Source organism: Streptacidiphilus alkalitolerans (assembly GCF_042511045.1).
GTDB classification, from domain to species: domain Bacteria; phylum Actinomycetota; class Actinomycetes; order Streptomycetales; family Streptomycetaceae; genus Streptacidiphilus; species Streptacidiphilus alkalitolerans.
The window spans coordinates 1-22,578 of the sequence record NZ_JBHEZX010000024.1 but is presented as its reverse complement, the minus strand read 5'-3'; the positions used below and the strand labels follow the sequence as shown (position 1 = coordinate 22,578).

22 protein-coding genes and 1 rRNA gene are annotated in these 22,578 nt (G+C 71.8%); 13 read left to right on the top strand and 10 right to left on the bottom strand.

Translation table 11 applies throughout. The features are described 5' to 3' along the window. The first annotated feature begins 1 nt into the window (after window position 1). The 3 genes from ACEZDG_RS34640 to ACEZDG_RS34630 all read left to right on the top strand — a co-directional run bounded on the left by ACEZDG_RS34640 (window position 2) and on the right by ACEZDG_RS34630 (window position 3,583). The gene (locus ACEZDG_RS34640; RefSeq protein ID WP_380517954.1) at window positions 2-1,069 is read left to right on the top strand and encodes a LacI family DNA-binding transcriptional regulator; all 1,068 of its coding nucleotides are present in this window, start codon (window positions 2-4) and stop codon (window positions 1,067-1,069) included. A gap of 154 nt (window positions 1,070-1,223) precedes the next feature. Beyond that, on the top strand, window positions 1,224-2,483 hold the full coding sequence (locus ACEZDG_RS34635) for an MFS transporter (RefSeq protein ID WP_380517951.1): 1,260 nt from the start codon (window positions 1,224-1,226) through the stop codon (window positions 2,481-2,483). Window positions 2,484-2,557: 74 nt separating this feature from the next. Beyond that, window positions 2,558-3,583 carry a LacI family DNA-binding transcriptional regulator gene (locus ACEZDG_RS34630; protein ID WP_380517948.1) on the top strand — a complete coding sequence of 342 codons (1,026 nt, stop codon included), beginning with the start codon at window positions 2,558-2,560 and terminating at the stop codon, window positions 3,581-3,583. An 85-nt stretch (window positions 3,584-3,668) separates the two neighbouring features. Here the strand turns inward: ACEZDG_RS34630 and ACEZDG_RS34625 are convergent, their stop codons facing one another. Continuing rightward, entirely contained in the window at window positions 3,669-4,526 is an 858-nt protein-coding gene (locus tag ACEZDG_RS34625; protein WP_380517946.1) for a sirohydrochlorin chelatase, read from the bottom strand. A gap of 484 nt (window positions 4,527-5,010) precedes the next feature. On the opposite strand from ACEZDG_RS34625, the gene ACEZDG_RS34620 reads away from it, so the two are divergent. After that, window positions 5,011-5,253 carry a DUF397 domain-containing protein gene (locus ACEZDG_RS34620; RefSeq protein WP_380517944.1) on the top strand — a complete coding sequence of 81 codons (243 nt, stop codon included), beginning with the start codon at window positions 5,011-5,013 and terminating at the stop codon, window positions 5,251-5,253. Between the two features lie 107 nt (window positions 5,254-5,360). Here the strand turns inward: ACEZDG_RS34620 and ACEZDG_RS34615 are convergent, their stop codons facing one another. After that, window positions 5,361-5,897, bottom strand: coding sequence for an ATP-binding protein (locus ACEZDG_RS34615; RefSeq protein WP_380517941.1), 537 nt, complete (start codon window positions 5,895-5,897; stop codon window positions 5,361-5,363). Window positions 5,898-6,312: 415 nt separating this feature from the next. Between ACEZDG_RS34615 and ACEZDG_RS34610 the strand changes: the two genes are divergently transcribed. Continuing rightward, window positions 6,313-7,179 (top strand): helix-turn-helix domain-containing protein, encoded by an 867-nt coding sequence (locus tag ACEZDG_RS34610; RefSeq protein WP_380517939.1) that lies wholly within the window; start codon window positions 6,313-6,315, stop codon window positions 7,177-7,179. Here ACEZDG_RS34610 and ACEZDG_RS34605 read toward each other — a convergent pair. Further along, entirely contained in the window at window positions 7,166-7,768 is a 603-nt protein-coding gene (locus tag ACEZDG_RS34605) for a TetR/AcrR family transcriptional regulator (protein WP_380517938.1), read from the bottom strand. The genes ACEZDG_RS34610 and ACEZDG_RS34605 overlap by 14 nt on opposite strands. Window positions 7,769-7,903: 135 nt before the next feature. Then, on the bottom strand, window positions 7,904-9,394 hold the full coding sequence (locus tag ACEZDG_RS34600) for an MFS transporter (protein WP_380517936.1): 1,491 nt from the start codon (window positions 9,392-9,394) through the stop codon (window positions 7,904-7,906). Window positions 9,395-9,481: 87 nt separating this feature from the next. Here ACEZDG_RS34600 and ACEZDG_RS34595 point away from each other — a divergent pair, with 87 nt between their 5' ends. Beyond that, window positions 9,482-9,886, top strand: coding sequence for a MarR family winged helix-turn-helix transcriptional regulator (locus ACEZDG_RS34595; protein ID WP_380517933.1), 405 nt, complete (start codon window positions 9,482-9,484; stop codon window positions 9,884-9,886). A gap of 55 nt (window positions 9,887-9,941) precedes the next feature. Here the strand turns inward: ACEZDG_RS34595 and ACEZDG_RS34590 are convergent, their stop codons facing one another. The 3 genes from ACEZDG_RS34590 to ACEZDG_RS34580 form a co-directional block, all read right to left on the bottom strand. Continuing rightward, the gene (locus tag ACEZDG_RS34590) at window positions 9,942-10,880 is read right to left on the bottom strand and encodes a DMT family transporter (protein ID WP_380517930.1); all 939 of its coding nucleotides are present in this window, start codon (window positions 10,878-10,880) and stop codon (window positions 9,942-9,944) included. Between the two features lie 188 nt (window positions 10,881-11,068). Continuing rightward, a complete protein-coding gene (locus ACEZDG_RS34585) occupies window positions 11,069-12,046 on the bottom strand; it encodes a M56 family metallopeptidase (protein ID WP_380517927.1) in 978 nt (325 codons plus the stop codon). A gap of 138 nt (window positions 12,047-12,184) precedes the next feature. Further along, on the bottom strand, window positions 12,185-12,802 hold the full coding sequence (locus ACEZDG_RS34580) for a DUF5134 domain-containing protein (RefSeq protein WP_380517924.1): 618 nt from the start codon (window positions 12,800-12,802) through the stop codon (window positions 12,185-12,187). A gap of 409 nt (window positions 12,803-13,211) precedes the next feature. On the opposite strand from ACEZDG_RS34580, the gene ACEZDG_RS34575 reads away from it, so the two are divergent. Beyond that, window positions 13,212-14,522: an MGDG synthase family glycosyltransferase gene (locus tag ACEZDG_RS34575; RefSeq protein ID WP_380517922.1), complete on the top strand. Its 1,311-nt coding sequence runs from the start codon at window positions 13,212-13,214 to the stop codon at window positions 14,520-14,522. Further along, window positions 14,519-15,244, top strand: a complete 726-nt coding sequence (locus ACEZDG_RS34570) for a polysaccharide deacetylase family protein (RefSeq protein WP_380517919.1) — start codon at window positions 14,519-14,521, stop codon at window positions 15,242-15,244. Before ACEZDG_RS34575 ends, ACEZDG_RS34570 begins: the two co-directional genes overlap by 4 nt. A gap of 53 nt (window positions 15,245-15,297) precedes the next feature. On the opposite strand, the gene ACEZDG_RS34565 is transcribed toward ACEZDG_RS34570, so the two are convergent. The 3 genes from ACEZDG_RS34565 to ACEZDG_RS34555 are packed head-to-tail and all read right to left on the bottom strand — an operon-like array spanning window position 15,298 to window position 17,926. Beyond that, window positions 15,298-16,101 (bottom strand): amino acid ABC transporter ATP-binding protein, encoded by an 804-nt coding sequence (locus ACEZDG_RS34565; RefSeq protein ID WP_380517915.1) that lies wholly within the window; start codon window positions 16,099-16,101, stop codon window positions 15,298-15,300. Next, window positions 16,098-16,976 carry an amino acid ABC transporter permease gene (locus ACEZDG_RS34560; protein ID WP_380517912.1) on the bottom strand — a complete coding sequence of 293 codons (879 nt, stop codon included), beginning with the start codon at window positions 16,974-16,976 and terminating at the stop codon, window positions 16,098-16,100. Before ACEZDG_RS34560 ends, ACEZDG_RS34565 begins: the two co-directional genes overlap by 4 nt. A gap of 38 nt (window positions 16,977-17,014) precedes the next feature. Beyond that, on the bottom strand, window positions 17,015-17,926 hold the full coding sequence (locus tag ACEZDG_RS34555; protein WP_380517910.1) for an ABC transporter substrate-binding protein: 912 nt from the start codon (window positions 17,924-17,926) through the stop codon (window positions 17,015-17,017). Window positions 17,927-18,208: 282 nt separating this feature from the next. Here ACEZDG_RS34555 and ACEZDG_RS34550 point away from each other — a divergent pair, with 282 nt between their 5' ends. The 5 genes from ACEZDG_RS34550 to ACEZDG_RS34530 form a co-directional block, all read left to right on the top strand. Beyond that, entirely contained in the window at window positions 18,209-19,567 is a 1,359-nt protein-coding gene (locus tag ACEZDG_RS34550) for a DUF6421 family protein (protein ID WP_380517908.1), read from the top strand. Continuing rightward, a complete protein-coding gene (locus ACEZDG_RS34545; protein WP_380517905.1) occupies window positions 19,564-20,352 on the top strand; it encodes an SDR family NAD(P)-dependent oxidoreductase in 789 nt (262 codons plus the stop codon). Before ACEZDG_RS34550 ends, ACEZDG_RS34545 begins: the two co-directional genes overlap by 4 nt. After that, the gene (locus ACEZDG_RS34540; protein ID WP_380517902.1) at window positions 20,349-21,440 is read left to right on the top strand and encodes a threonine aldolase family protein; all 1,092 of its coding nucleotides are present in this window, start codon (window positions 20,349-20,351) and stop codon (window positions 21,438-21,440) included. The genes ACEZDG_RS34545 and ACEZDG_RS34540 overlap by 4 nt, the downstream gene beginning before the upstream one ends. 69 nt (window positions 21,441-21,509) lie before the next feature. Further along, window positions 21,510-22,079, top strand: coding sequence for a G/U mismatch-specific DNA glycosylase (gene mug / locus ACEZDG_RS34535; protein WP_380517899.1), 570 nt, complete (start codon window positions 21,510-21,512; stop codon window positions 22,077-22,079). 407 nt (window positions 22,080-22,486) lie between these two features. Then, a 16S ribosomal RNA gene (locus ACEZDG_RS34530) occupies window positions 22,487-22,578 on the top strand; the annotation flags it as partial.

Sequence of the window (22,578 nt, the reverse complement as noted above, 5' to 3'; positions counted from 1 at the left end):
GATGGCCGGGCCCAGCTCGGCCGGCGGCGGGTCGGCCCCGCCGCCGGCCGCCACGGCACGCCTCTCCGACATCGCCGCCCAGGCGGGGGTGAGCGAGGCCACCGTCTCCCGGGTCTTCAACGGGCGCGCGGGGGTCTCCCCGACGACCCGTCAGACCGTGCTCGCCGCCCTGGACGTGCTCGGCTACGACCGTCCGGTCCGGCTGCGGCAGCGCAGTGCCGGGATGATCGGGCTGATCACCCCCGAGCTCAACAACCCGATCTTCCCGGCGCTGGCCCAGGTCATCGAGCAGGTGCTGACCCGCTACGGCTACACCCCGCTGCTCTGCACCCAGACCCCAGGCGGCTCCACCGAGGACGAACTGGTGGACATGCTGGTGGAGCGCGGGGTGACCGGCATCGTCTTCGTGTCGGGGCTGCACGCGGACACCACCGCCGACATGGAGCGCTACGCCCGGCTGGCCGGCCGCGGCGTGCCGTTCGTGCTGATCAACGGCTACAGCGAACGGATCTCCGCACCCTTCGTCTCCCCGGACGACCGGGCCGCGATGCGGATGGCGGTGCAGCACCTGGCCGAACTGGGCCACGAGCGGATCGGCCTGGCGCTGGGGCAGCGCCGCTTCGTCCCGGTGCTGCGCAAGCTGGAGGGGTTCGCCGCCGCCTGCGCCGAACTGCTGGGCCAGTCCGAGCAGGAGAGCGCGAGCCGGATCCAGCACACCCTGTTCAGCGTCGAGGGCGGCCACGCCGCCGCCGGGGCACTGCTGGACGCCGACTGCACCGCGGTGGTCTGCGGCAGCGACCTGATGGCCTTCGGGGTGGTCCGGGCGGTCCGCCAGCGCGGTCTCTCGGTCCCCGGCGACGTCTCGGTGGTCGGCTTCGACGACTCCCCGCTGATCGCCTTCGCCGACCCGCCGCTGACCACGATCCGTCAGCCGGTGGAGGCGATGGGCGCCGCCGCGGTCGACGCGCTGCTGGAGGAGATCAACGGCAACGCCATGCACCGCGCCGAGTTCGTGTTCCAGCCCGAGCTGGTCGTCCGGGGCTCCACCGGGGCGGCCCGCCCACGCTGAGGGGCGTGGGCACGCGGGCCCGGACGGCGGTGCCTCGCCGTCCGGGCCCGCGCGACGCCCGGGCCGCGCGACCCGAAAACCCTTGGACGCGGACCCCGGCCTGACGCGAGGATCACTGCTCCACCCTTCTCGCTGAGTCCCGGTCAGGAATCGTGTGCTCTCCCACTACCGCCGTCTGTTCGCCACCCCGGGCAGTCCGGCCATGGTCCTCACCGGACTGATCGCCCGCTTCCCGACCGGCATGGTCGGGGTCGCCGCCGTCTTCATGGTCACCGGGGCCCGCGGCTCCTACGGCCTGGCCGGAGCCCTGTCCGCCACCGTGCTGCTGGTGGTCGCCGTCGCGGGGCCGCAGCTGTCCCGGCTGGTCGACCGGCACGGCCAGGCCAGGATCGCGGTCCCGGCCCAGATCGCCGCCTTCACCGGCGCCACCGTCCTGCTGCTCTGCCTCCAACTGCACGCACCCACCTGGACCCTGTTCGTCGGCGCGGCCTGCTCCGGGGTCGGCCCCAACATCGGCGCGCTGGTCCGGGCCCGCTGGCCGGTGCTGCTGGACGGGGACGAGTCGGCCCTGCACAGCGCCTACTCCTTCGAGGCCGTGGTCGACGAGGTCTGCTTCGTGCTCGGCCCGCTCGCCGCCACCGTACTGGCCACCGCGGTCTTCTCCTGGGCCGGCTACCTGGCCGCGGAACTGCTGTTCCTGGGCGGGGTGCTGGCCTTCTGCGCGCAGCGGCGCACCGAGCCGCCGGTGGCGCCGGCCGGCCCCTCCGGGCGCGGCTCCGCCCTGGCGTCGCCGGGGCTGCGGGTGGTGTCCGGCGTGCTGTTCGCCATGGGCGCCATGTTCGGGGTCAATGAGATCACCACCGTCGGCTTCGCCGACGCGCACGGCCACAAGGCCGCCGCCAGCCTGGTCATCGGCTGCTACGCGCTGGGGTCGATGCTCTCCGGGCTGGCCTTCGGGGTCTGGAAGCCCCGGGGCAGCCCGTCCCGGCGGCTGGTGCTCCTGCTGCTGCTGATGAGCGCGGCGCTGACCCCGCTGCCCTTCCTGGACAGCCTTCCGCAGGTGGCCGGGGTGCTGCTGGTCGCCGGTCTGGCCACGGCGCCGACCACGGTCACCGCGGTGGGCCTGGTCCGCGGGCTGGTCCCGGCGGAGAAGCTCACCGAGGGCTTCAGCTGGGCGGTCACCGGGCTGCTGCTCGGCGCCTCGACCGGCGCCGCCGCGGGCGGCTGGGCGGTCCAGCACCTGGGCGCGGGGGCCGGCTACCGGCTCCCGGCCGCGGCCGCCGCCACGGCCCTGCTCATCGCCCTGTCCGGGATCCGGCTGCTGCGCCCGGCCGCGGGCGGTACGGCCGCCGCGGAGCCGACTCCGCGCCCGGAACCTTCCGAAGCGTCAGGCAAGGCCGCCCACGTGCAATAAGGTGCGATGCTGTACACCAGTTTCCCGGGGGGACCGGCCCCCGGGGCCGGAGACCGACGACTGGGGAAGTCTTCTTGAACACAGCGCGGCTGTCGGACATCGCAGCACAGGCGGGGGTGAGCGAAGCCACCGTCTCCCGGGTCCTGAACGGGAAGCCCGGCGTCTCCGCCACCACCCGGCAGACCGTACTGGCGGCCCTGGACGTGCTCGGCTACGAGCGCCCCACCCGGTTGCGCCAGCGCAGCGCCGGACTGATCGGGCTGATCACCCCGGAGCTGAGCAACCCGATCTTCCCGGCGTTCACCCAGGTCATCGAGCAGGTGCTGACCCGCTACGGCTACACGCCGGTGCTCTGCACCCAGACCCCCGGCGGTTCCACCGAGGACGAGTTGGTGGAGCTGCTGGTGGAGCGGGGGGTGACCGGCATCGTCTTCATCTCCGGGCTGCACGCGGACACCACCGCCGACACCGAGCGCTACGCCAAGCTCACCGGCAAGGGCGTGCCCTTCGTCATGATCAACGGCTACAGCCCGCGGATCTCCGCCCCGTTCATCTCCCCGGACGACCGGGCCGCGATGCAGATGGCGGTGCAGCACCTGGTGGGTCTCGGCCACCAGCGGATCGGCCTGGCCGTGGGCCCGGCCCGGTTCGTCCCGGTGGAGCGCAAGCTGGAGGGCTTCGCCGACGCGATGCGCTCGCAGCTGGGGCTCAGCACCGCGGAGGCGGCGGCCCTGGTCCAGCACTCGCTGTTCAGCGTCGAGGGCGGCCAGGCGGCGGCCGGGGCGCTGCTCGACCGGGGCTGCACCGCGATCGTCTGCGGGAGCGACCTGATGGCCTTCGGCGCGATCCGGGGCGCCCGGTCCCGAGGGCTCTCGGTCCCCGGGGACGTGTCGGTGGTCGGCTTCGACGACTCCCCGCTGATCGCCTTCGCCGACCCGCCGCTGACGACGATCCGTCAGCCGGTGGAGGCGATGGGCGCGGCGGCGGTGAACGTGCTGCTGGAGGAGATCGGCGGCAACCCGGCGCAGCGCGGCGAGTTCGTGTTCCAGCCCGAGCTGGTGGTCCGCGGCTCCACCGGCGCGGCCCGCCCGCGCCCGTAGCGCACGGACAGGAGGGGCGGGGAGGCTTCGTGCCTCCCCGCCCCTCCTGTCTGCGCTTCTTTGTCCCTGCTGCCCCGCGGAGCGGTCAGCCCTGTTCGGGGTCGAGCTCCAGGCCCAGCTCGGCCAGGTAGAGCCCGAGCACCAGCCGCGCCACTGTGGGGTAGGCGCCGAGCGGCTCGGCCGTCTGGCAGTCGGCCTCGGCGGCCTCGTTCTTCAGCAGCTCGGGATCGGCCTCCGGGCCGAACAGGTACGGCGCCAGCGCGGGTTGGGCGCAGCCGGTCTCCCGCAGGTGCGCCGCCGCCGCGGCGACCGCGCCGGGCTGGTCCAGCGCCGCCGCGACCACCGGCACCGCGAGCCGTGCGGCCAGCAGCACCCCGGTCACCTCGGCGAGCTGCAGCGACTCGGCGCCGCCGACCGTGCCGAGCACGATGCCGTCGGCGGAGGTGTTGATGGCGAACAGCCGGGCCCGGTCGGCGCGGGCCAGGCCGGCCTCGGACAGCCGTACGTGCAGGGCCTCGGCGAGCAGCGGGTGCGGGCCCAGGGCGTCGGTGACCCGGATGCCGCCCTCCAGGCCGTCCTGCAGCTCGGCCAGCGCGGTCCGCAGGCTCTCGTTCGGGCCGGGCAGCAGCGGGACCACCACTGGCCCGGGCCGCTGCGCCGCCGCGGCCTCGGTCAGCAGCGCCGCCAGGGTGGCGGACTCCGCGCCGGAGGAGGTCAGGTAGCCGACCGTGACATCGATGCCGGGCTGCTCGGCGCGGATCAGCGAGACCAGCTCGTCGGCGATCTGCCGCGCGGCCGGAGTGTCCTCGGCGGGAACGGCGACGACCAGCGCGGGGGCGCCCGTGGGCAGCTCAGGACGCTCGGGGCGACGGTGACGGCCGCGTGCCCGCGTGCCGGGTGTACGGACGGGCAGCGGGGTGCTGGGGGAGGCGGCAGTGCTCATGTCGGACGATCGTAGGTCATGTGTGCGGATGGCTGAAGCCGGGCTCCCGGTTCGCGGTGGAAAGTCCGGGATGTTCACCAACAATTCATGGTGAATACCGACATTCCATCAACTAGCTAGCAAAACGCAGTGAGCATGCATTTCGTCTGAGCGGGCATGCAACCGTATGACGGTGACCAGCGTCACATAGCTGGATGGTGCACATGATTACTGACTGTGCGTCACCGCGGCACTGCGGGCCGTTGATCTTGATCCAGGCTCGCGGCGCGCTGCGGTGCATTGGTAGCCCAGAGCGACGAACGGGGCGTTAAATGTCCGTTTCGATCCGTCAGCACCCAAGTCCGGAGCGCAAGTTGTCACATGTGGTGAACGCACGTGCACACGCATAAGCACCTGCACGTGCAGGTGCACTGGCGTTATCATTACGTGCAGTGAGGCGCCTCTCTGCCCCATCCCTGCACAGCTCGCACATCCGGGAGACACAATGCGTCGCATGTACAACGGCATGGCCGCCACCGAGATAGACGGAGTGGTGTGGCAGAAGAGCCGTTTGAGCAATTCCCAGGGTGACTGCGTCGAGCTTGCTCCGCTGCTCGACGGTGATGTCGCGGTCCGCAACTCCCGTTTCCCGGAAGGGCCCGCACTCATCTACACGCGGGCCGAGATAGCCGCCCTGCTCGACGGGGTGAAGAAGGGCGAGTTCGACCACCTGGCCGAACAGCTCTGATACGTCGAAATCCTCGCGGACCCGGTGTCCGCGAGGTGCGCCCGGGGATGGGGCGCATTGGAAAGCCTGTGTGACGGAACGGCGGTACTGGGGCGGGGTCGGCGCCCTCAGTACCGCCGTTCCTCGTTCCCGGGCGGGTTCGCGGCGGAGTCGGACTCCGGAAGCTCGAAGAGGGCCCAGACCACCTTGCCGGCCGCGACCGGGTGCCAGCCCCAGGACTGGCTGAAGGAGTCCACCAGGTGCAGCCCGCGTCCCGACTCGGCCACCCAGTCGGCCTCGCGGGCCACCGGGCCGTCGCTGCTGGGGTCGGTCACCGCGCACACCACCTGCGGCGCCCGCCGAACCAGGCTGAGGCGTATAAGGGGTGACGAACAGTCATTGAACGCGGCGTCAATCGTGGTTCCGCGCCTCCCCCATGGGCTGCTGCGCTGTTCCGGGACCGTGGCGGAGGCCAGTGCGTGCCGCAGTGCGTTGGTCACCAGTTCGCTCGCTACGAGGGCGATGTCGTCGAACAACCCGCCCAGCCCCCAGCGGTTGAGCGTGAGCTTGGTGAACTCGCGTGCGGTGCGCACTGATTCATGGCGCGGGGCGAGGGCGCAGTTGACCACGTCGGGGTCCGCGGCCAGGGCCGGGCTCAGGCCCATGAATAGCTCCTCCCATAAGGGCGCTGCTACAGGCATTGCTGCCGGTGTCGGCCCTGCCGGGGTCGCATGCGCTACGCCGGTGGCCGCCTCGTCCGCTGGTGCCGCGGAAGGCGGTTGCTCGACGTGGCGTGAGGGGGGAGCGTCGTCCCCGCAGGACTGCCAGTGGGTGTGCATGTGCACGTGCATCATGCTCCTCCCCGCTCACGCCAGATGCAAGAGTGGATTCACGTGCATGTGCGATACCGCCATATGCACGTGCAGATTCATATGCAGGGAGTAGTCTCATGGTTGCTCGCCGGAGGCAGCTGTGACCTGACGGTCCAGGTTCTTGACATTGAGGTGTCCATTTCGGCACCCTTCGCCACCGGACAGTGGCAGACTGTGCGCTGATTTCACCGGGTGGAGGTTCGACGGAATGACCACAGTTCAGCCGGGAAGCGGCTCGATGGTGCGCCGCATCCTTCTCGGCTCCCAGTTGCGCCGACTCCGAGAGGCCAAGGGGATCTCCCGCGAGGACGCGGGCTACACGATCAGGGCCTCGGAATCAAAGATCAGCCGCATGGAGCTCGGCCGCGTCAGCTTCAAGGAGCGCGACGTGACCGACCTCCTCAGCCTCTACGGAGTTGATGACGAGACCGAGCGGGCCGCGCTGGTGAACCTGGTGCGCGAGGCCAACCAGGCCGGCTGGTGGCACAGCTTCGGCGACGCCATGCCCAACTGGTTCCAGACCTACGTCGGTCTGGAGGAGGCGGCTGCCCTGATCCGCACCTACCAGGTCCAGTTCATCCCCGGCCTGCTGCAGACCGAGGAGTACGCCCGCGCCATCATGCTGCTGAACCGGCCCAACCTGGACTCGGGCGAGGTCGACCGCCGGATCAACGTCAGGACCCGGCGGCAGAAGCTGCTGGCCGAGGGCGACGGCCCGAGGCTCTGGGCGGTCGTGGACGAGGCCGCGCTGCGCCGTCCGGTCGGCGGCCCGGCCGTGATGAAGCTGCAGATCCAGCGGCTGATCGACGCCGCCGAGATGTCCAACGTGGTGGTCCAGGTGATGCCGTTCCGCTTCGGCGGGCACGCGGCCGAGAGCGGCGCCTTCACCATCCTCCGCTTCCCCGAGCAGGACCTCCCCGACGTGGTCTACCTGGAGCAGCTCACCAGTGCGCTCTACCTGGACAAGCGGGACGACGTGGACCAGTACATCCAGGTGATGGAGCGGCTCAGCGTCGACAGCCTCACCCCGGAGAGCAGCGTGGAGCTGCTGTCCGCCCTCCTCAAGGAGATGTAGCCGAGGGAGCGGCCGCGTCGAGGCCGTAGCGGGCGAACAGATCCGCCCGGATCAGCGCGGGCGATGCCTCCGCGCCCGGCAGCAGCAGGCCCATGCAGGCCCCCATCAGCGCGCTCCGGAGCACCGCGTGCTCCGAGACGGGGTCGGTCGCCCCGCGACGCCGCAGAGCGTCCTGCAGCAGGGCTCCGAAGCGCCTCTGCTCCTCGTCCTGGATGAAGCCCTCGGCGCTCGGCGCCAGGATCAGTGCCAGATGGGTGCGCATCAGCGTCGGCCGGGCCAGCGCCAGCCCAAGCACCGTGTCGATCGAGACGGCCAGCCACCGGTCCGGGTCGTCCCCCTCGTGCAGCTCGGCCAGTGCGGCGGCCAGGGTCCGGTACATCAGGTGGTGCACCGAGGACTGCAGCAGGTAGCGCTTGCCGGGGAAGTAGTACGACACCAGCCCGCGGGCCAGTCCGGCCCGCTTCCCGATGTCCCCGAGGGTGGTCCCGGAGAAGCCGCGTTCGTCCACCAGGTCCACCGTCGCCTGCATGATGCGCACCCGGGAACGGGCCCGCATGGCCTCGTTGACTGCCGCGCGTCGGGGTGACATGGTGCTTCTCCTGCGTTCCTGGCCGGTGACCCATCATCGTATGGCCACCGGGGAACGCGGGAGCCCGCCCGGGTGGGATCGCCGACACGGGGGATCGGCGGGCCCGCCCGGACGGGCGGTTGCTTGGCTTGTCTGCTACTGCTCGACGCCGACCTTGGCCGCTTCCTCCACCGCCGTCGGCAGCGCGTAGTCCGGCACCGGGTGGACGACCGCCTGCTTCGTCCGCCGGTCGAGCACGGCTCCGGTCGCGGTGACCAGCAGCCCCAGCAGGGCCACCCCGGTCACCACGGCCAGCGCGTGGCGGTAGCCGACGAGTTGGGCGTGGGCGGTGCCGCCGACCGCTCCGGCGGTGACCACGGCGGTGACGATGGCGAGCACGATCGCCCCGCCGACCTGGATCGAGGTGTTCACCAGCCCGGAGGCCAGTCCCTGCTCGGCGTCCGCCACCCCGGAGGTGGCCTGGATGTTGAGCGAGGGGAAGACCAGGGCGAAGTGCACCCCGAGCAGGATCATCGAGGGCAGGATCACCGTCAGGTAGTCCCCGTGCTCACCGATCCTGAGGAAGTTGGCGTAGGCGAGCAGCGCCGCCGGGAAGCCGATCAGCATCAGCTTGGTGGTGCCGAAGCGGTCCACCAGGGCGCCCATCCTGGTCGCCGAGGCCGCGACGATCACCCCGGCCGGCAGGAAGGCCAGCGCCATGTGCAGCGCGGACCAGTGCAGCAGGGTCTGCAGGTAGAGGGTGGCGATGAACTGGAAGCCGACGTACGCGCCGAACAGCGCCACGCCGCCCAGGTTGGCCCGGGCCACCGGGCCGTTGCGGAAGATGCCGAGCCGCACCAGCGGGTGCGCGGTGCGCTGCTCGATCCGGATGAAGGCGGTGAACAGGACGACCACCGCGATCAGCGACAGCGCGGTCCGCAGGCTGCCCCAGCCGACGCCCTGGGCCTGGGTGACGGTGAAGACCAGCAGCAGCAGTCCGCCGGTGGCGGTGACCGCCCCGGCCAGGTCGTAGCCGCGGCCCTCGCGGGGCGGGGTGGGCTGGCGCGGGATCAGCTTGATGCCGGCGAACAGGGCGAGCAGGGCGAGCGGGAAGGGCATCAGGAAGGTCCAGCGCCAGCCGGCCTCGGTGAGCAGCCCGCTCAGCACCAGGCCGAGCGAGAAGCCGCTGGCCCCGCAGGTGGTGTAGATGCTGAGGGCCCGGTTGCGCTCATGGCCCTCCTTGAAGGTGGTGGTGATGATCGAGAGCCCGGCCGGCGCGGTGAAGGCGGCGGCGACGCCCTTGACGAAGCGGGTGGCGATCAGCAGGCCGCCGTCGTCGACCAGGCCGCCGAGCAGCGAGGCGACCGCGAAGACCGCGAGCGCGACCAGGAACACCCGGCGCCGTCCCAGCAGATCGGCGGCGCGCCCGCCGAGCAGCAGCAGCCCGCCGTAGCCGAGGACGTAACCGCTGACCACCCACTGCAGGGCGGAGGTGCTCAGATCCAGGTCGGTGCGGATGGACGGTAGGGCGACGCCGACCATCGACACGTCCAGGGCGTCGAGGAACAGTGCCGCGCAGAGGACGACGAGGGTGCCCCAGAGTCGAGGGCTCCAGGAGGAGGGAGGAGCGGGAGTGGCTGTGGTCATGAGGAGGAGACTACATGCATGTGCATTCAATGCACGTGGATTTAATGTGAACTCATAAAGTTCCGCTGCATCTGCTAGTCTTGTGCCGTGACCGATCCCGCAGAACCGGCAGCCGAGCCCGAGCTCGTCGACGCCTGGCGCACCCTCCTCGCCCGCCAGGCCGCCACGGCCTGCGCGCTCGACCGCGAGCTCAGCGAGCACCACGGGCTGGGGATGAGCGAGTTCGAGGTGCTGGAGCGGCTGGTCGAGGCCACGGCGGGGGACTGCGCCGCCTCGCTGCGGATCCAGGAGCTGGCCACCTCGGTGCACCTCAGCCAGAGCGCGCTGTCCCGGCTGATCGCCCGGCTGGAGAAGGCCGGGCTGGTCCAGCGCTCGATGTGCGCCGAGGACCGCCGCGGCGTCAGCGTCTGCCTCACCCCGGACGGCCGCGACCGCCATACCGAGGCCCGTCCGACGCACCGCTCGGTGCTGGCCTCGATGCTGGTGAGCTGAACACCGGTGAGCTGAACACCGGTGAGCTGAGCCCGAGGCCGACCGGTACGGGCGGCTACGCCTGGCCCACGCCCGCCCGCTGCCGCCGGGTGGCGGCCAGCTGGGCCTGGCGGACGGTCTCCTCGATCCGGTTGAGGCTGTCCGGGCAGGCGTCCGGCAGCGCCGGGTGCCGGCCGATCACGATCACGCCCAGCACGATGCAGGCCAGCGCCACCGCCTCCCAGGCCAGCGCGCCGGGAGTGACCCGGAGCTGGTCGCCGAGGAAGCCGACACCGCAGGCGATGCCGGCCAGCGGCTGGGCGGCGGTCAGGGCGGGCAGGGACATCTTCAGCGGGGCCGACTCGAACGCGCTCTGCACCAGGATCAGGCCGACCACGCCGATGGCGATCACGGTGTACGTCTGCCAGCTGTGCAGCACCGATGTGATCCCGCCATGTTCGAACCGCTGGCCGGTGGTCCGGGTCAGCGCGTCCTGGAGGCCGTAGAGCAGCCCGGCCGCGAGGGCCAGCAGGGTGGCCTCCTCGAACAGCGGGAGCCGCCGGGCGATCGAGACCAGCAGCAGGCCGACCCCGGCGACCAGGCCGAACACCAGCCAGTGCCGCAGCACCCCGGCCTCGGTGCCGCCGCCGGTGGGCTGCCCGCTGACGATGAACACGGTCACCCCGGTGGCCAGCAGCAGCACACCGCCCCAGCCCGAGCGTCCCAGGGTCTGCCGGGTGATTCTCCGGGCCAGACCCATGGCGAACAGCAGGTTGGTCGCGAGCAGCGGTTCGACCAGTGAGATCCGTCCGGCGGACAGCGCCATCGCGCTCAGCACCTGGCCGCCGATCATGAAGGCGATGCCGAGCAGCCACTCACGCTGCCGCATCAGACGCAGCAGCAGCCGGTACGACAGGATCTCCGACCGGGGCGCGAGCTGGGCGGCGTGCTGCTGGAGCACAAAGCCCAGACCCAGCAGACAGGCCGCGCCCACGGCGAGCAGAAATACTGTCACGAAGTGTTCACCTCATGTCCTGACCAGGTCCTGACCGGCTCGGCATGCTTGCGCATTCTGCCTGCGTAGCGCCTGCCCGCAGCTGGCCCGTCCATACTCGGCCCGCTGCGAGGAAGCGTAGCGCGGTCGGCTGAGAAAGGACTGAGCGAAGACCAGAATGCGATGAAACCCATAGGTTTCAGGACGCTTCAGCTGATGGCGCGCAGGCCGGGGGCGAAAACCAGTAGCAGGGGTGCGCTCAGTGCCGTCAGCGACATCGCGGTGAGCTGCAGCCGGTGCCGCACCGGCAGCCGGGACGGGCCCGCCAGCAGCCGGTCCACCCGGCCCGGCACCTCGGCGAAGGGGGACGGGCAGGCCGGGTCCGGGCCGACCGCCGTGTTCAGCTCGACCAGGGCCAGCGCGGTGGCCATCCGCCCGTGCTGCCGGGCGGCGGAGTCGTCCGCGGCCAGTTCCACCAGCCGGCCGACCTGCTCGCGGAACAGCCGGAAGATCCCGGCCCCGGGGAAGCCGGTGTTCAGGGCCTCCGCGCACTGCAGCAGCCAGTGGTGCCTGGCCCGTACGTGCCCGCGCTCGTGCGCCAGCACAGCGGCGAGCTCGCGATGGCCCAAACGGTGGAGTGCGCCGGTGGTGACCACCAGCCGGGACCGGGGCCCGGGCAGCGACCAGGCGGTGGGGTGGGCGTTCTCCAGCACCACAAGACGCTCGCCCGACCCGCCGCGCCGGGACGCCCGGCGCCTGGACACCCCGCGTCGGAGCAGCCAGGAGGGCAGCTCGGGGGCCTGCCGGGCCAGCTCCTGGGCCCGGCGGCGGCGCAGCGCCCGGGCCGAGCGGACCTCGCTCGCCAGCGCCAGCGCCGTCCGCAGGCCGCCCACCGCGAACAGGCAGGCGGCGGCGACCGCCCAGGGGCGGCCGAGCGGGAAGCCGTAGGCCGCGGCGACGCCGTGCGGCGCGCCGGAGAACAGCAGCACGTGCGCGGTGGGCCAGGCGGCGGCGAGGGTCAGCACCAGCGCCAGCCCGCAGCAGAGCAGCACGGCGACGACCAGGCACTGCCAGGCGCCCAGCGCGAGGACGGGTTCACGCTCCGCCCAGCGCGCCCGCGCGAGCAACCGCGGGCCTGCCGTGGCCAGCACCGTACCGAGCAGCAGCAGCGCGGGAAGCGCGTTCAACGAGGGCCTCCGCCGACAGGAGCAGGGGTACGCCACACTGCGTACGGCCCCAACCTAGACGCGGCGGGGGAGCGGCGGCAGTGGTTTCCCTCCGGCGTGACACACGCCACGCGACCGTTCAGCTCAGCCGGCACCCGCTCACATGGTGAGCAGCATGGTGAACATCCCGAGGCCGAGCACCATCCGGCAGGCCTGCGGCAGCTCGGGCGCGCCCAGCAGCCGGCCCAGCACCGACCCGCCGTCGGCGCCGGTGCCCGCTCCGGTGCCGACGGCGGGGGCGGCGATCAGCCGGACCCCGGACAGCAGCGCGTAGCCGCCGAAGAACACCAGCAGCGCACCGGTCAGCAGCGGCAGCCCCATGCCCCCGCCGCCCGCCCCGCCCATGCCTGGCATCTCCGCCATGCCCGCCGCCCCGGTGGCGCCCGCCATCGCCACCGCCATGTAGATCATCGCCAGATGCCCGACCCCGTGGTACAGGTGGTGCCCCCGGTGCCCCGCGCCCGCCCGCACCCCGGCGCGCAGCGACCACAGGGCCGCGCCCCCGAACAGCACCGCCCACACCCCTACGGGCACCCCCCGGCCCAGCCCGTAGGGGACGGCCATCGCCGCCATCCCGAGCCCCTTCAGCGTCTCCGACCCGTCGAGCTGCCGTTCGGCCGGGGACGCGCCCCTCCGCAGCGTCCGCCTCAGGCAGTAGAGCCCGGTCGCCCCCATCAGTCCGGCCAGCAGCCACTCCACCAAGGCGGGACCGTGCACCCAGGACTCCCTTCGACGGAGCCCCGTACGGGGCCGTCTGCTGCGCCTGGCTCCACCATGACTCCGGGTGACCGGCCGTCATAGGGCGCAGCGGGGGGCGCACAAGGGCAGCAGCGGATCGGGGTGTACTCCGGGAGACCGCCCGGACCCGCGCGCCCCCTCCCCGGTCACCCCCAGTGACCGGCCGACCGGAGGCCCGTCCCCCCGAGACCCGGCGTACTCCCCTGGGAGTACGCCGCCCTTCGCCTGCCCCTGCGGGACTACGTGGTTGGTGATCGTGAATCATCCCCGGGTCTGTCTTCGCGGCGCTGGGCGGTCGTTAGGTTTGAGCGGCCCGAATCACCGGGGGGGAACCGCCAACGTCCTGCCCCGGCGACCAAGCGACCACCAGCAGGGACGAGACCTCACCATGGGCCGACTGATCCGCCTCCCGATGCAGCGCCGCGCCCGCTCCGAGCGCCTCGCGCCACCGCGTGCGGTGATCGTGTCCGCGAGCGTGGGAGCCGGCCATGACGCGGTGGCCGCGGAACTGGCCGCCCGGCTGGAGGAGGCCGGCGTCGCCGTCGACCGGTACGACTTCCTGGACCTGCTGCCCGGCCCGGCCGGCGGGATCCTGGTCGGCTCGTACCACCGGATGCTGGACCGGGCCCCGTGGACCTGGAAGCTGCTCTACGGCAGCCTCGACAACCACCGGATGATGAGCATGCAGGCCACCCTGTTCACCGCGCTCGCGGGGCGCCGGATGCGCCGGGTGGTCGCCGACGAGGACGTCCGGATCGTGGTCTCCACCTACCCGCTCGCCAGCCAGGTGCTCGGACGGCTGCGCAGACGCGGCAAGGTGACCAAGCGGGTGCACACGTACCTCACCGACTTCTCGGTGCACCGGCTCTGGGCCTCGCCCGACGTGGACGCGCACCTGGCGGTGAACCGGATCCCGGCCGAGCAGGCCCGCGGCATCGGCTGCCGGAACGTCTCGGTGATCGCCCCGCTGGTGGACCGGCGCTTCACCCCGGCCACCGACCGGCTCCGGCACGCCGCCCGGGCCCGCTGGGGCCTGCCGCAGGACGCCAGGCTGGCGCTGCTGGTGGGCGGCTCCTGGGGGGCCGGCGAGCTGGAGCGCACCGTCTCCGACGTGGAGGCCGCCGATCCCGGCCTCACCTGCCTGGTGGTCTGCGGCCGCAACGAGCCGCTGCGCGAGCGGCTGCTGGCGGCCGGCGTCCGGCACGCCTTCGGCTGGGTGGACGACATGCCCAGCCTGATGCACGCCGCCGACGTGCTGGTGCAGAACGCGGGCGGGATGACGGTCCAGGAGGCCGTCGCCAGCGGACTGCCGGTGATCACCTACCGCTCGATACCCGGGCACGGCCTGACCAACGCCGCCGCGCTGGACGAGGCGGGCGTGGCCCGCTGGGTGCGCCACCCGGGCGAACTGGCCGAGGCGCTGGACCAGGCGGCCTGCCAGGGCCGCGGCGCGGTTCCGTCCGTCGCGTCGGTTCCGTCGGCGACGGCCTCGGCGGTGCTGTCGCTCCCGGCCGGGGACGCCGCCCGGGTGCTGCTGGAGGCCGCCGGCCTCGGCCACCTCGCCGCCGCGGTCCCGGCCGCCGCGGCCGTCCCGGCTGTGCCGGCCGTCCAGGCCCAGGCCGCCGTCGCCGTCGCCGTCGCCTCCGTACCCGCCTCGGCAGCCGCCGCTGCCCCCACCGTCATGGAGTCGGTCCGTTGAGCCGTGTCGTCAAGGCCGCAGCCGTACTGGCCGGGGGCCTCGCCCTGGCCCACGCCGCCCCCGCGATCACCTCGATCCAGCCGCTCGAGCCGCTGCGCACCCGGCTGCTGCCCCGCTACGCGGGCCTCGGCGACCCCGGCCACGTCGCGCTGACCTTCGACGACGGCCCCGACCCGCTGTCGACCCCGCGCTTCCTCAAGCTGCTGGAGGCCCGCGGCGTCAAGGCCACCTTCTTCCTGCTGGGCTTCATGCTGGAGCGGGACCCCGGCCTCGGCCGGGAGATCGCCGCCGCCGGGCACGAGGTCGCCGTCCACGGCTACCTGCACCGCCCGATGCCGCTGCGCACCCCGCGGGCGACCCACGAGGACCTGCGCCGCGCCCATGGCCTGGTCACGGAGGCCACCGGGACGGCCCCGCGCTGGTACCGCCCCCCGTACGGCATCGCCACCACCTCGGCGCTGCGCGCGGCCCGGCGGCTGGGCATGCAGCCGGTGCTGTGGACCAGCTGGGGCCAGGACTGGCGGGCCAGCGCCACCGGCACCTCGGTGTTCGACACCGTCACCGGCAATCTGCGCGGCGGTGGCACCGTCCTGCTGCACGACTCCGACTGCACGGCCGCCCCGGCCTCCTGGACCTCCACCCTGAGCGCCCTGCCCCGGCTGCTGGACCACTGCGAGGAGCAGGGCTGGAAGGTCGGCCCGCTGGCGGCGCACGGCCTCTGACGGCCCGTCCGGCGGTTCGGCGCTCCCCTGCGCCGAACCGTTGTGCCGAACCGTCAGATCCGGCCGGCGGCGTGCAGCCGGCCGAGGAAGCGCTTGGTCCGCTCGTGCTGGGGGTCGCCGAACACCTGCTCCGGCGGCCCCTGCTCCAGGATCACGCCGTCGGCCAGGAAGCAGACCTGGTCGGCCACGTCCCTGGCGAAGGCCATCTCATGGGTCGCCAGCACCATGGTCAGCCCCTGCTCCTTGAGGTCGCGGACCACTTCCAGCACCTCGGCGACCAGCTCCGGATCCAGCGCTGCGGTGATCTCGTCCAGCAGCAGCAGCCGGGGGTCGCCGACGATGGCGCGGACGATCGCCACCCGCTGCTGCTGCCCGCCGGAGAGCCGGTCCGGGTACTCCTTGGCCTTGGCGGCGAGCCCGAGCCGGTCGAGCAGCTCGACCGCCCGCGCCTCGGCCGCGTCCTTGCCCATGCCGTGCACCCGGCGCGGGGCCAGGGTGAGGTTCTGCAGCACCGTCAGATGCGGGAACAGGTTGTACGCCTGGAACACCACGCCGATCCTGCGCCGCACCGTGTCCGGGTCGACCCGCGGATCGGTGATCTCCTCGCCGTCCAGGAAGATCGCGCCGTCGTCGATCTGCTCCAGCAGGTTGCAGCAGCGCAGCAGCGTGGACTTGCCCGAACCGGACGCCCCGATCAGCGCGGTGACGGTGTGCCGGCGCAGCTCCAGGTCGATGTCCCGGAGGATCACGTTCCCGCCGAAGGTCTTGCGCACGGCCTCCAGCCGCAGCACGGGTTCCTCCCGCAGCGCGGGTGCCCCGGCCGGCACGGGCCCTTCGGCGGATGTGCTGGGGCTCATGCGAGGCCTCCCTGGCTGCGCCGACGGTCCATCCGCCGGGTGACCCAGTCGGTGAAGCGGGTCATCGGGATGGTCAGGATCACGAACAGCACCCCGGCCACGATGTACGAGGTGAAGTTGAAGGTGCTCGCCTCGTAGATGCGGGAGGCGGCGACCGCGTCCACAGCCCCGCCGATGGAGACAAGACCGGTGTCCTTCTGCAGCGACACCATGTCGTTGAGCAGGGCCGGGACCACCCGGCGGACGGCCTGCGGCAGCACCACGAAGCGCATGGTCTGACCGCTGGTCAGCCCGATCGAGCGGGCCGCGGCGCGCTGGCTCGGGTGCACCGACTCGATGCCGGCCCGGAACACCTCGGCCACGTACGCCGAGTAGTTGATCACCAGGGCCGCGCCGCCGAGCTTGATCGGGTCGATGGTGACCCCGGTGAGCTGCAGCGCGGGCACGCCGAACATGGTCAGCAGCACCAGGATGATCAGCGGCAGGCCGCGGAAGAAGTCGACATAGGCGGTGGCCAGCAACCGCAGCGGCAGGAACACCGGCCCGCGCACGGTCCTGGCCATGGCGATCAGCAGGCCCAGCACCAGCACCGAGACGCTGCAGACCGCCAGCAGCTCCAGGTTGAGCACCAGGCCGCGGATGATCGAGGGGAACGAGGCCCTGGCGTCGCTCCAGCTGAAGAAGGTCTCCCTGGTCCGCTGCCAGCCCGGCGACCCGGTGATCACGAAGTACAGCACCGCGGCGGTGGCCGCGGTGCTGACTCCGGCGATCAGCGAGGAGCGGCGGGCCCGCGAGCGGCGGTACTGCTCGCGGGCGATCCGCCGCGCCGACGGGGTGTAGGGGGTCGGCTCCTCCATGACGGGCACGACGGGCATGCCGGGCACGACGGGGTCCGCGCCGGGGGAGTCCGAGGTCACTTCAGGACCGGCGCCGTGTCGGACGCGGGCAGCCACTGCTTGGCGAGCCGGTCCAGGGTGCCGTCGGTCCGCAGCGAGTCGACCGCCTGGGAGACGCACGAGGTCAGCGCGCTGCCCTTGCTGAGCACCAGCCCGAACTGCTCGGCGCTGCCGGTCGCGGCGTCGGCCGGGAACTGCCCGACCACCTTGGCGCTGGGCACCTGCACCGAGGTGACGTAGAACGCGGTGGGCAGGTCCACCACGATCGCGTCGACCTGGCGGTTCTTCAGCGCGGCGACGGCCAGGTCGGTGGTCTCGTACACGGCCGGTTGGGTGCTGGGCTTCACCACGTCGGTGGCGACGGTCAGCCCGGTGGTGCCGACCTGGGCGCCGATCTTGGCGCCCTTGAGCCCGGCGGCGTCGGTGATGCCGGCGTACTTGGAGTTGGCGAGGGTCACCACGGCCTGGCGCACGTCGTAGTAGCCCGAGGAGAAGTCCACGGCCTTCTTGCGCTCGTCGCTGATCGAGACCTGGTTGATGTCGAAGTCGAACTTCTTCACGCCGGGGGTGACCGCGTTGTTGAACGGCACCACGGCCCAGGAGACCTTGGCCTGCGGGTAGCCGAGCCGGTCGGCGACCGCATAGGCCACCGCCGACTCGAAGCCCTTGCCGTTGGCGGGCTTGTTGTCCTGGAACCACGGGTCGTAGGCCGGGTTGTCGGTGCCGATGGTCAGCGTGCCGGCCGTCGCGGTCTGCAGCGCGCCCTTGGCGCAGGCGGCCGCCGCGGCGGAGCCGGAGGCAGAACCGGAGGCGGTGGCGCTGGCCCCGGTCTGGCTGCTGGTCGCCTGCGGAGCACAACCCGCCAGCGCGAGCAGCGCTGCACCTGCCGAGAGGACGGCGACACGGGTTCTTCCGGTGGTGGTGGTCATCAGTTCAGCTCCTGAGGCGACGGCTTCCGGCGCGGGGCCCGGATCCATGGATACCGCAGCGTACCGGGGCGGAACCCGCGCAGTTCAGGTGCCTGGCCGGTGTCCCGCATCGTGGGCGGCGAGCGGGTCGCGGGTTATCGGGAGAAGGTGGATTCCAGGAGATGTGATCAAGTCGTTCGATGATGCCTTGAACAGAAGAACCTTCTGTATATACGGTGTCTTAACAACAGTTCCTTCGGTACAGGCAGGGTAGACATGGAAAATCTCTCGCCCACCCCTCAGATGGCAGCGGACCCCGCCTGGAAGCAGCTCAAGGCGTCGGTCGAGGCCCTCCGCCCGCTCCAGTCCAAGGACGGCTCCATCGACCTCAACTCCCGCGGCGCGGGCACCAGGGACGAGGCCGATGCCCTGGTCGCCGCGATCACCGACGCGATCGGGGAGCTCGCGCCGGCGTTCCCGCACGACGCCGCCTACCTGGACGCGGTCGTCGCCGACCTGCGCCGCTGGGCCTCGTCCGGCTACCCGGTCCCCGACTTCCTGGACTCGCTGCTGGCCTTCCAGCCCGCCGCGCAGCGCGAGGACGGGCTGCCGCACCTGGTCGTCTTCCCCATGTACACCCAGAACGGCAACCCGGACCGCAACCTGGAGGCCGTGCTGCTCAACGTGGTCTGGCCGGACTGGCTCGCGGAGCTGGAGCGCACCCGCTTCGACAACCCGATGTTCGTGCCGATCACCTTCGTCGACTTCACCTCCGGCTACGACACCAACTCCGCGGTGCTCTTCCCGGAGACCGTCTCGGTCAGCAAGGCCCCCGAGCGCTTCACCTGGGGCGGCATCTTCTGCGACCGCGAGGCCGCCCGCTTCCGCGCCGTCAGCACCGCCGCCGTGGACACCCTCGGCCTGGAGATCCCGGACGAGGCGGAGGCGCTGCTCAAGGACCAGCACCTGGCCGAGCAGACCTTCGTGCTCTGGGACCTGATCCACGACCGCACCCACAGCCACGGCGACCTGCCGTTCGACCCCTTCATGATCAAGCAGCGCAGCCCGTTCTGGATGTACGGCCTGGAGGAGCTCCGCTGCGACCTCACCGCCTTCAAGGCCGCGGTGCAGCTGCAGAAGGAGGGCTACGAGCAGGGCCGCAACGTGCAGTACGCGATCCTCTTCGACCGGCTGTTCCGCTTCCCGGTCAGCGGCGGCCGGGTCCGCAACTACGACGGCCTAGGCGGCCAGCTGCTCTTCGCGTACCTGCACAAGCACGACGCGCTGCGCTGGACCGACAACCGGCTCCGGATCGACTGGGACCGGGTCGCCGAGGTCACCACCGACCTCTGCACCGAGATCGAGACCCTCTACCGCGACGGCATCGACCGGCCCAAGACCGCCCACTGGATCGCCGCCTACGAGCTGGTCTCCCGCTACCTCACCCCGCACCCGGCCTCGGTCTGGGCCAAGGGCGCCGACGCGCTGCCGCTGACCGGGCACAGCGACAACAAGGCCCTCAACAAGGCCCTGTGCGACGCCGTCCTCCCGGACGAGTTCCCGCTCAGCATGTTCTACGAGGCCCTGTCCAAGAAGCTCTCCGGCGTCATCGCCTCCACCACCGGGATCACCGGCACCAGCGAGCTCCGGAGCGCCGCATGAAGCCGCTGGACGGGCAGGCGTCGGACGGTCGGGCGCGGGACGGGCAGCTGCTGAGCGGCCGGGTGGTCGCCGTGGCCGGGGCCACCGGACCGGCCGGACGGGCCACCGTGCGCGCCCTCGCCGCGGCCGGGGCCACCGTCTGCTGCGCCGGAACCGACCCGCGCCGGCTGGACACCCTGCTCGACGCCACCCGCCGGGCCGTCCCCGGCGCCACCGTCGTCGGCCAGGTGCTGGACCTGCTCGACCCGCAGGCCGCCCACGACTGGTCCGACCACATCGAGGCCGAGCACGGCAGCGTGGACGGTCTGATCCACCTGGTCGGCGGCTGGCGCGGCAGCAAGAAGTTCACCGACATCGACCTGTCGGACTGGGACTACCTGCACGACATGCTGGTCCGCACGCTCCAGCACACCACCCTCGGCTTCCACGACGCCCTGCTGCGCAGCCCCGCCGCCCGCTTCGCCATCGTCTCGGCGGCCGGCGCGGCCAGGCCCACCGCGGGCAACGCCGCCTACGCCGCCGCCAAGGCCGCCGCCGAGACCTGGACCCTCTCCCTCGCCGACTCCTTCCGCACGCTGGCTTCCGCCGAGGAGCACGAGGAACGCGCGGCGGCTGCCATCCTTGTCATCAAGGCCCTGGTGACCCCGGAGATGCGCGCCGCGAAGCCCAACGCCCGGTTCGCGGGCTACACGGACACCGGGGACCTGGCCGACACCATCACCGACCTGTGGAACCGACCCGCAGCCGACCTGAACGGACAGCACCTGTGGCTGACTCCCCGATGACCGACGCCGTACGTACGGATGCTTTGGCTACCGACGCCGTGCGCCGCCATGACCCCTCCGTACGGGGCTTCGCCAGCGACAACTACGCCGGCGTCCACCCGGAGGTCCTCGCGGCCCTGGCCCTGGCCAACGGCGGCCACCAGATCTCCTACGGCGAGGACGACTACACCGCCCACCTCCAGGAGGTCTTCCGGAGCCACTTCGGCGAGCGGGCCGAGGCCTTCCCGGTCTTCAACGGCACCGGCGCCAACGTGGTCGCCCTGCAGGCGCTGCTGCCGCGCTGGGGCGCGGTCGTCACCGCCGAGACCGCCCACATCAACGTGGACGAGTGCGGGGCGCCGGAGAAGGTCGCCGGGATCAAGCTGCTCACCGTGCCGACCCCGGACGGCAAGCTCACCCCCGAGCTGATCGACCGCCAGGCCTGGGGCTGGGGCGACGAGCACCGGGCCCAGCCGCTCGCCGTCTCGATCACCCAGAGCACCGAGCTCGGCACCCTCTACACCGCCGACGAGATCCGGGCCATCTGCGACCACGCGCACGAGCGCGGCATGCTGGTCCACGTCGACGGCTCGCGCATCGCCAACGCCGCGGCGTCGCTCGACCTCCCGCTGCGCGCCTTCACCACGGACGCGGGCGTCGACATCCTCTCCTTCGGCGGCACCAAGAACGGCCTGATCCTGGGCGAGGCCGTGGTCGTCCTCAACCCGGACGCGATCAGGAACATCCTGTTCCTGCGCAAGATGTCGATGCAGCTCGCCTCGAAGATGCGCTTCATCTCGGTGCAGTTCGAGGCCCTGCTGACCGGGGACCTCTGGCTGCGCAACGCCCGCCACGCCAACGCCATGGCCCGCCGCCTCGAAGCCGCAGTCCGTGACATCGACGGCGTCACCGTGGTCCGCCCGGTCCAGGCGAACGCCGTCTTCGCCCTGCTGCCGAGGGAGGTCAGCGAGCGCCTGCAGAAGAGCTACCGCTTCTACTTCTGGAACGAGCACACCGGCGAGGTCCGCTGGATGGCCGCCTTCGACACCACCGAGGCCGACATCGACGACTTCGCGGCGGCCATCGCCGAGGAGATGTCCAAGCAGTAGTGGGGGTGGGGGTGCGTCGTCCGGGGGGGTGATTGTGCGACTGCGGGCGGGGCCGTGAAGACTGGGCCGATGCGGAAGAGCACCGCGCCCACAGCGGCGCAGTTGGAAGCGGCGAAGAGCGCGACAATCCCCGATGTGGCCGGGCCCGGGCTGCGGGTGCTGTTCTGCGGGATCAACCCCGGACTCTGGTCCGGGGCCACCGGACGGCACTTCGCCCGCCCGGGCAACCGGTTCTGGCCGGCCCTGCACCGGTCGGGGTTCACCCCGCGGCAGTTCACCCCGGAGGAGCAGGACGAACTGCTGCCGCTTGGCCTGGGCATCACCAACGTCGTGGCCCGGACCACCGCGAAGGCCGACGAGTTGACCCCGGCGGAATTCCGCGAGGGCGGACAGGCCCTGATCGCACGGGTGGAGACACTGCGCCCCCGGGCCCTGGCCGTCCTCGGCATCGGTGCGTACCGCACCGCCTTCGGCCGCCCCAGGACGACCGTGGGCCCGCAGGCGGAGGGCATCGGCGACACGGAGGTATGGGTCCTGCCCAACCCCAGCGGCCTGAACGCCCACTACACGCTGGACGGCATTGCGGCGGAATTCGAGCGCCTGCGGGCAGCGGTGTCCGCCCGCGACACGGCGATTTGACCTCGGTCGGACGGACGCGTAGTGTCCTTCGAGTTGCCCTACGAACATGTGGTGGCGACAAACCCCTGATCAGACGGCATGGCGGTGTTGTGCTGCGCCGTTTATCGGAAAATAGCGGAATTGGCTTGTGCAGCAGGAATCCGCTAAGGTTTGGAACAGAACGAAGCGCCCGGAGGGTCGGTGTGAAAGCCGCCTGAAGGAAGTGTCCGTTCCTTGAGAACTCAACAGCGTGCCAAAAGTCAACGCCAAATGTTGATGCCCCGTCCGCCCGCGTCATGTGGGTGGTCGTGGTTCCTTTGGGAAAAAATAGAGTAGTAAACACTAGCGAGGACGCAGTGCACAGGGTCGGCTATTCCGCTGGCTGCTGTGCCGCTCTACGCGGGTGTGTTCCCGATTACGGGATGACATTCACGGAGAGTTTGATCCTGGCTCAGGACGAACGCTGGCGGCGTGCTTAACACATGCAAGTCGAACGGTGAAGCCCTTCGGGGTGGATCAG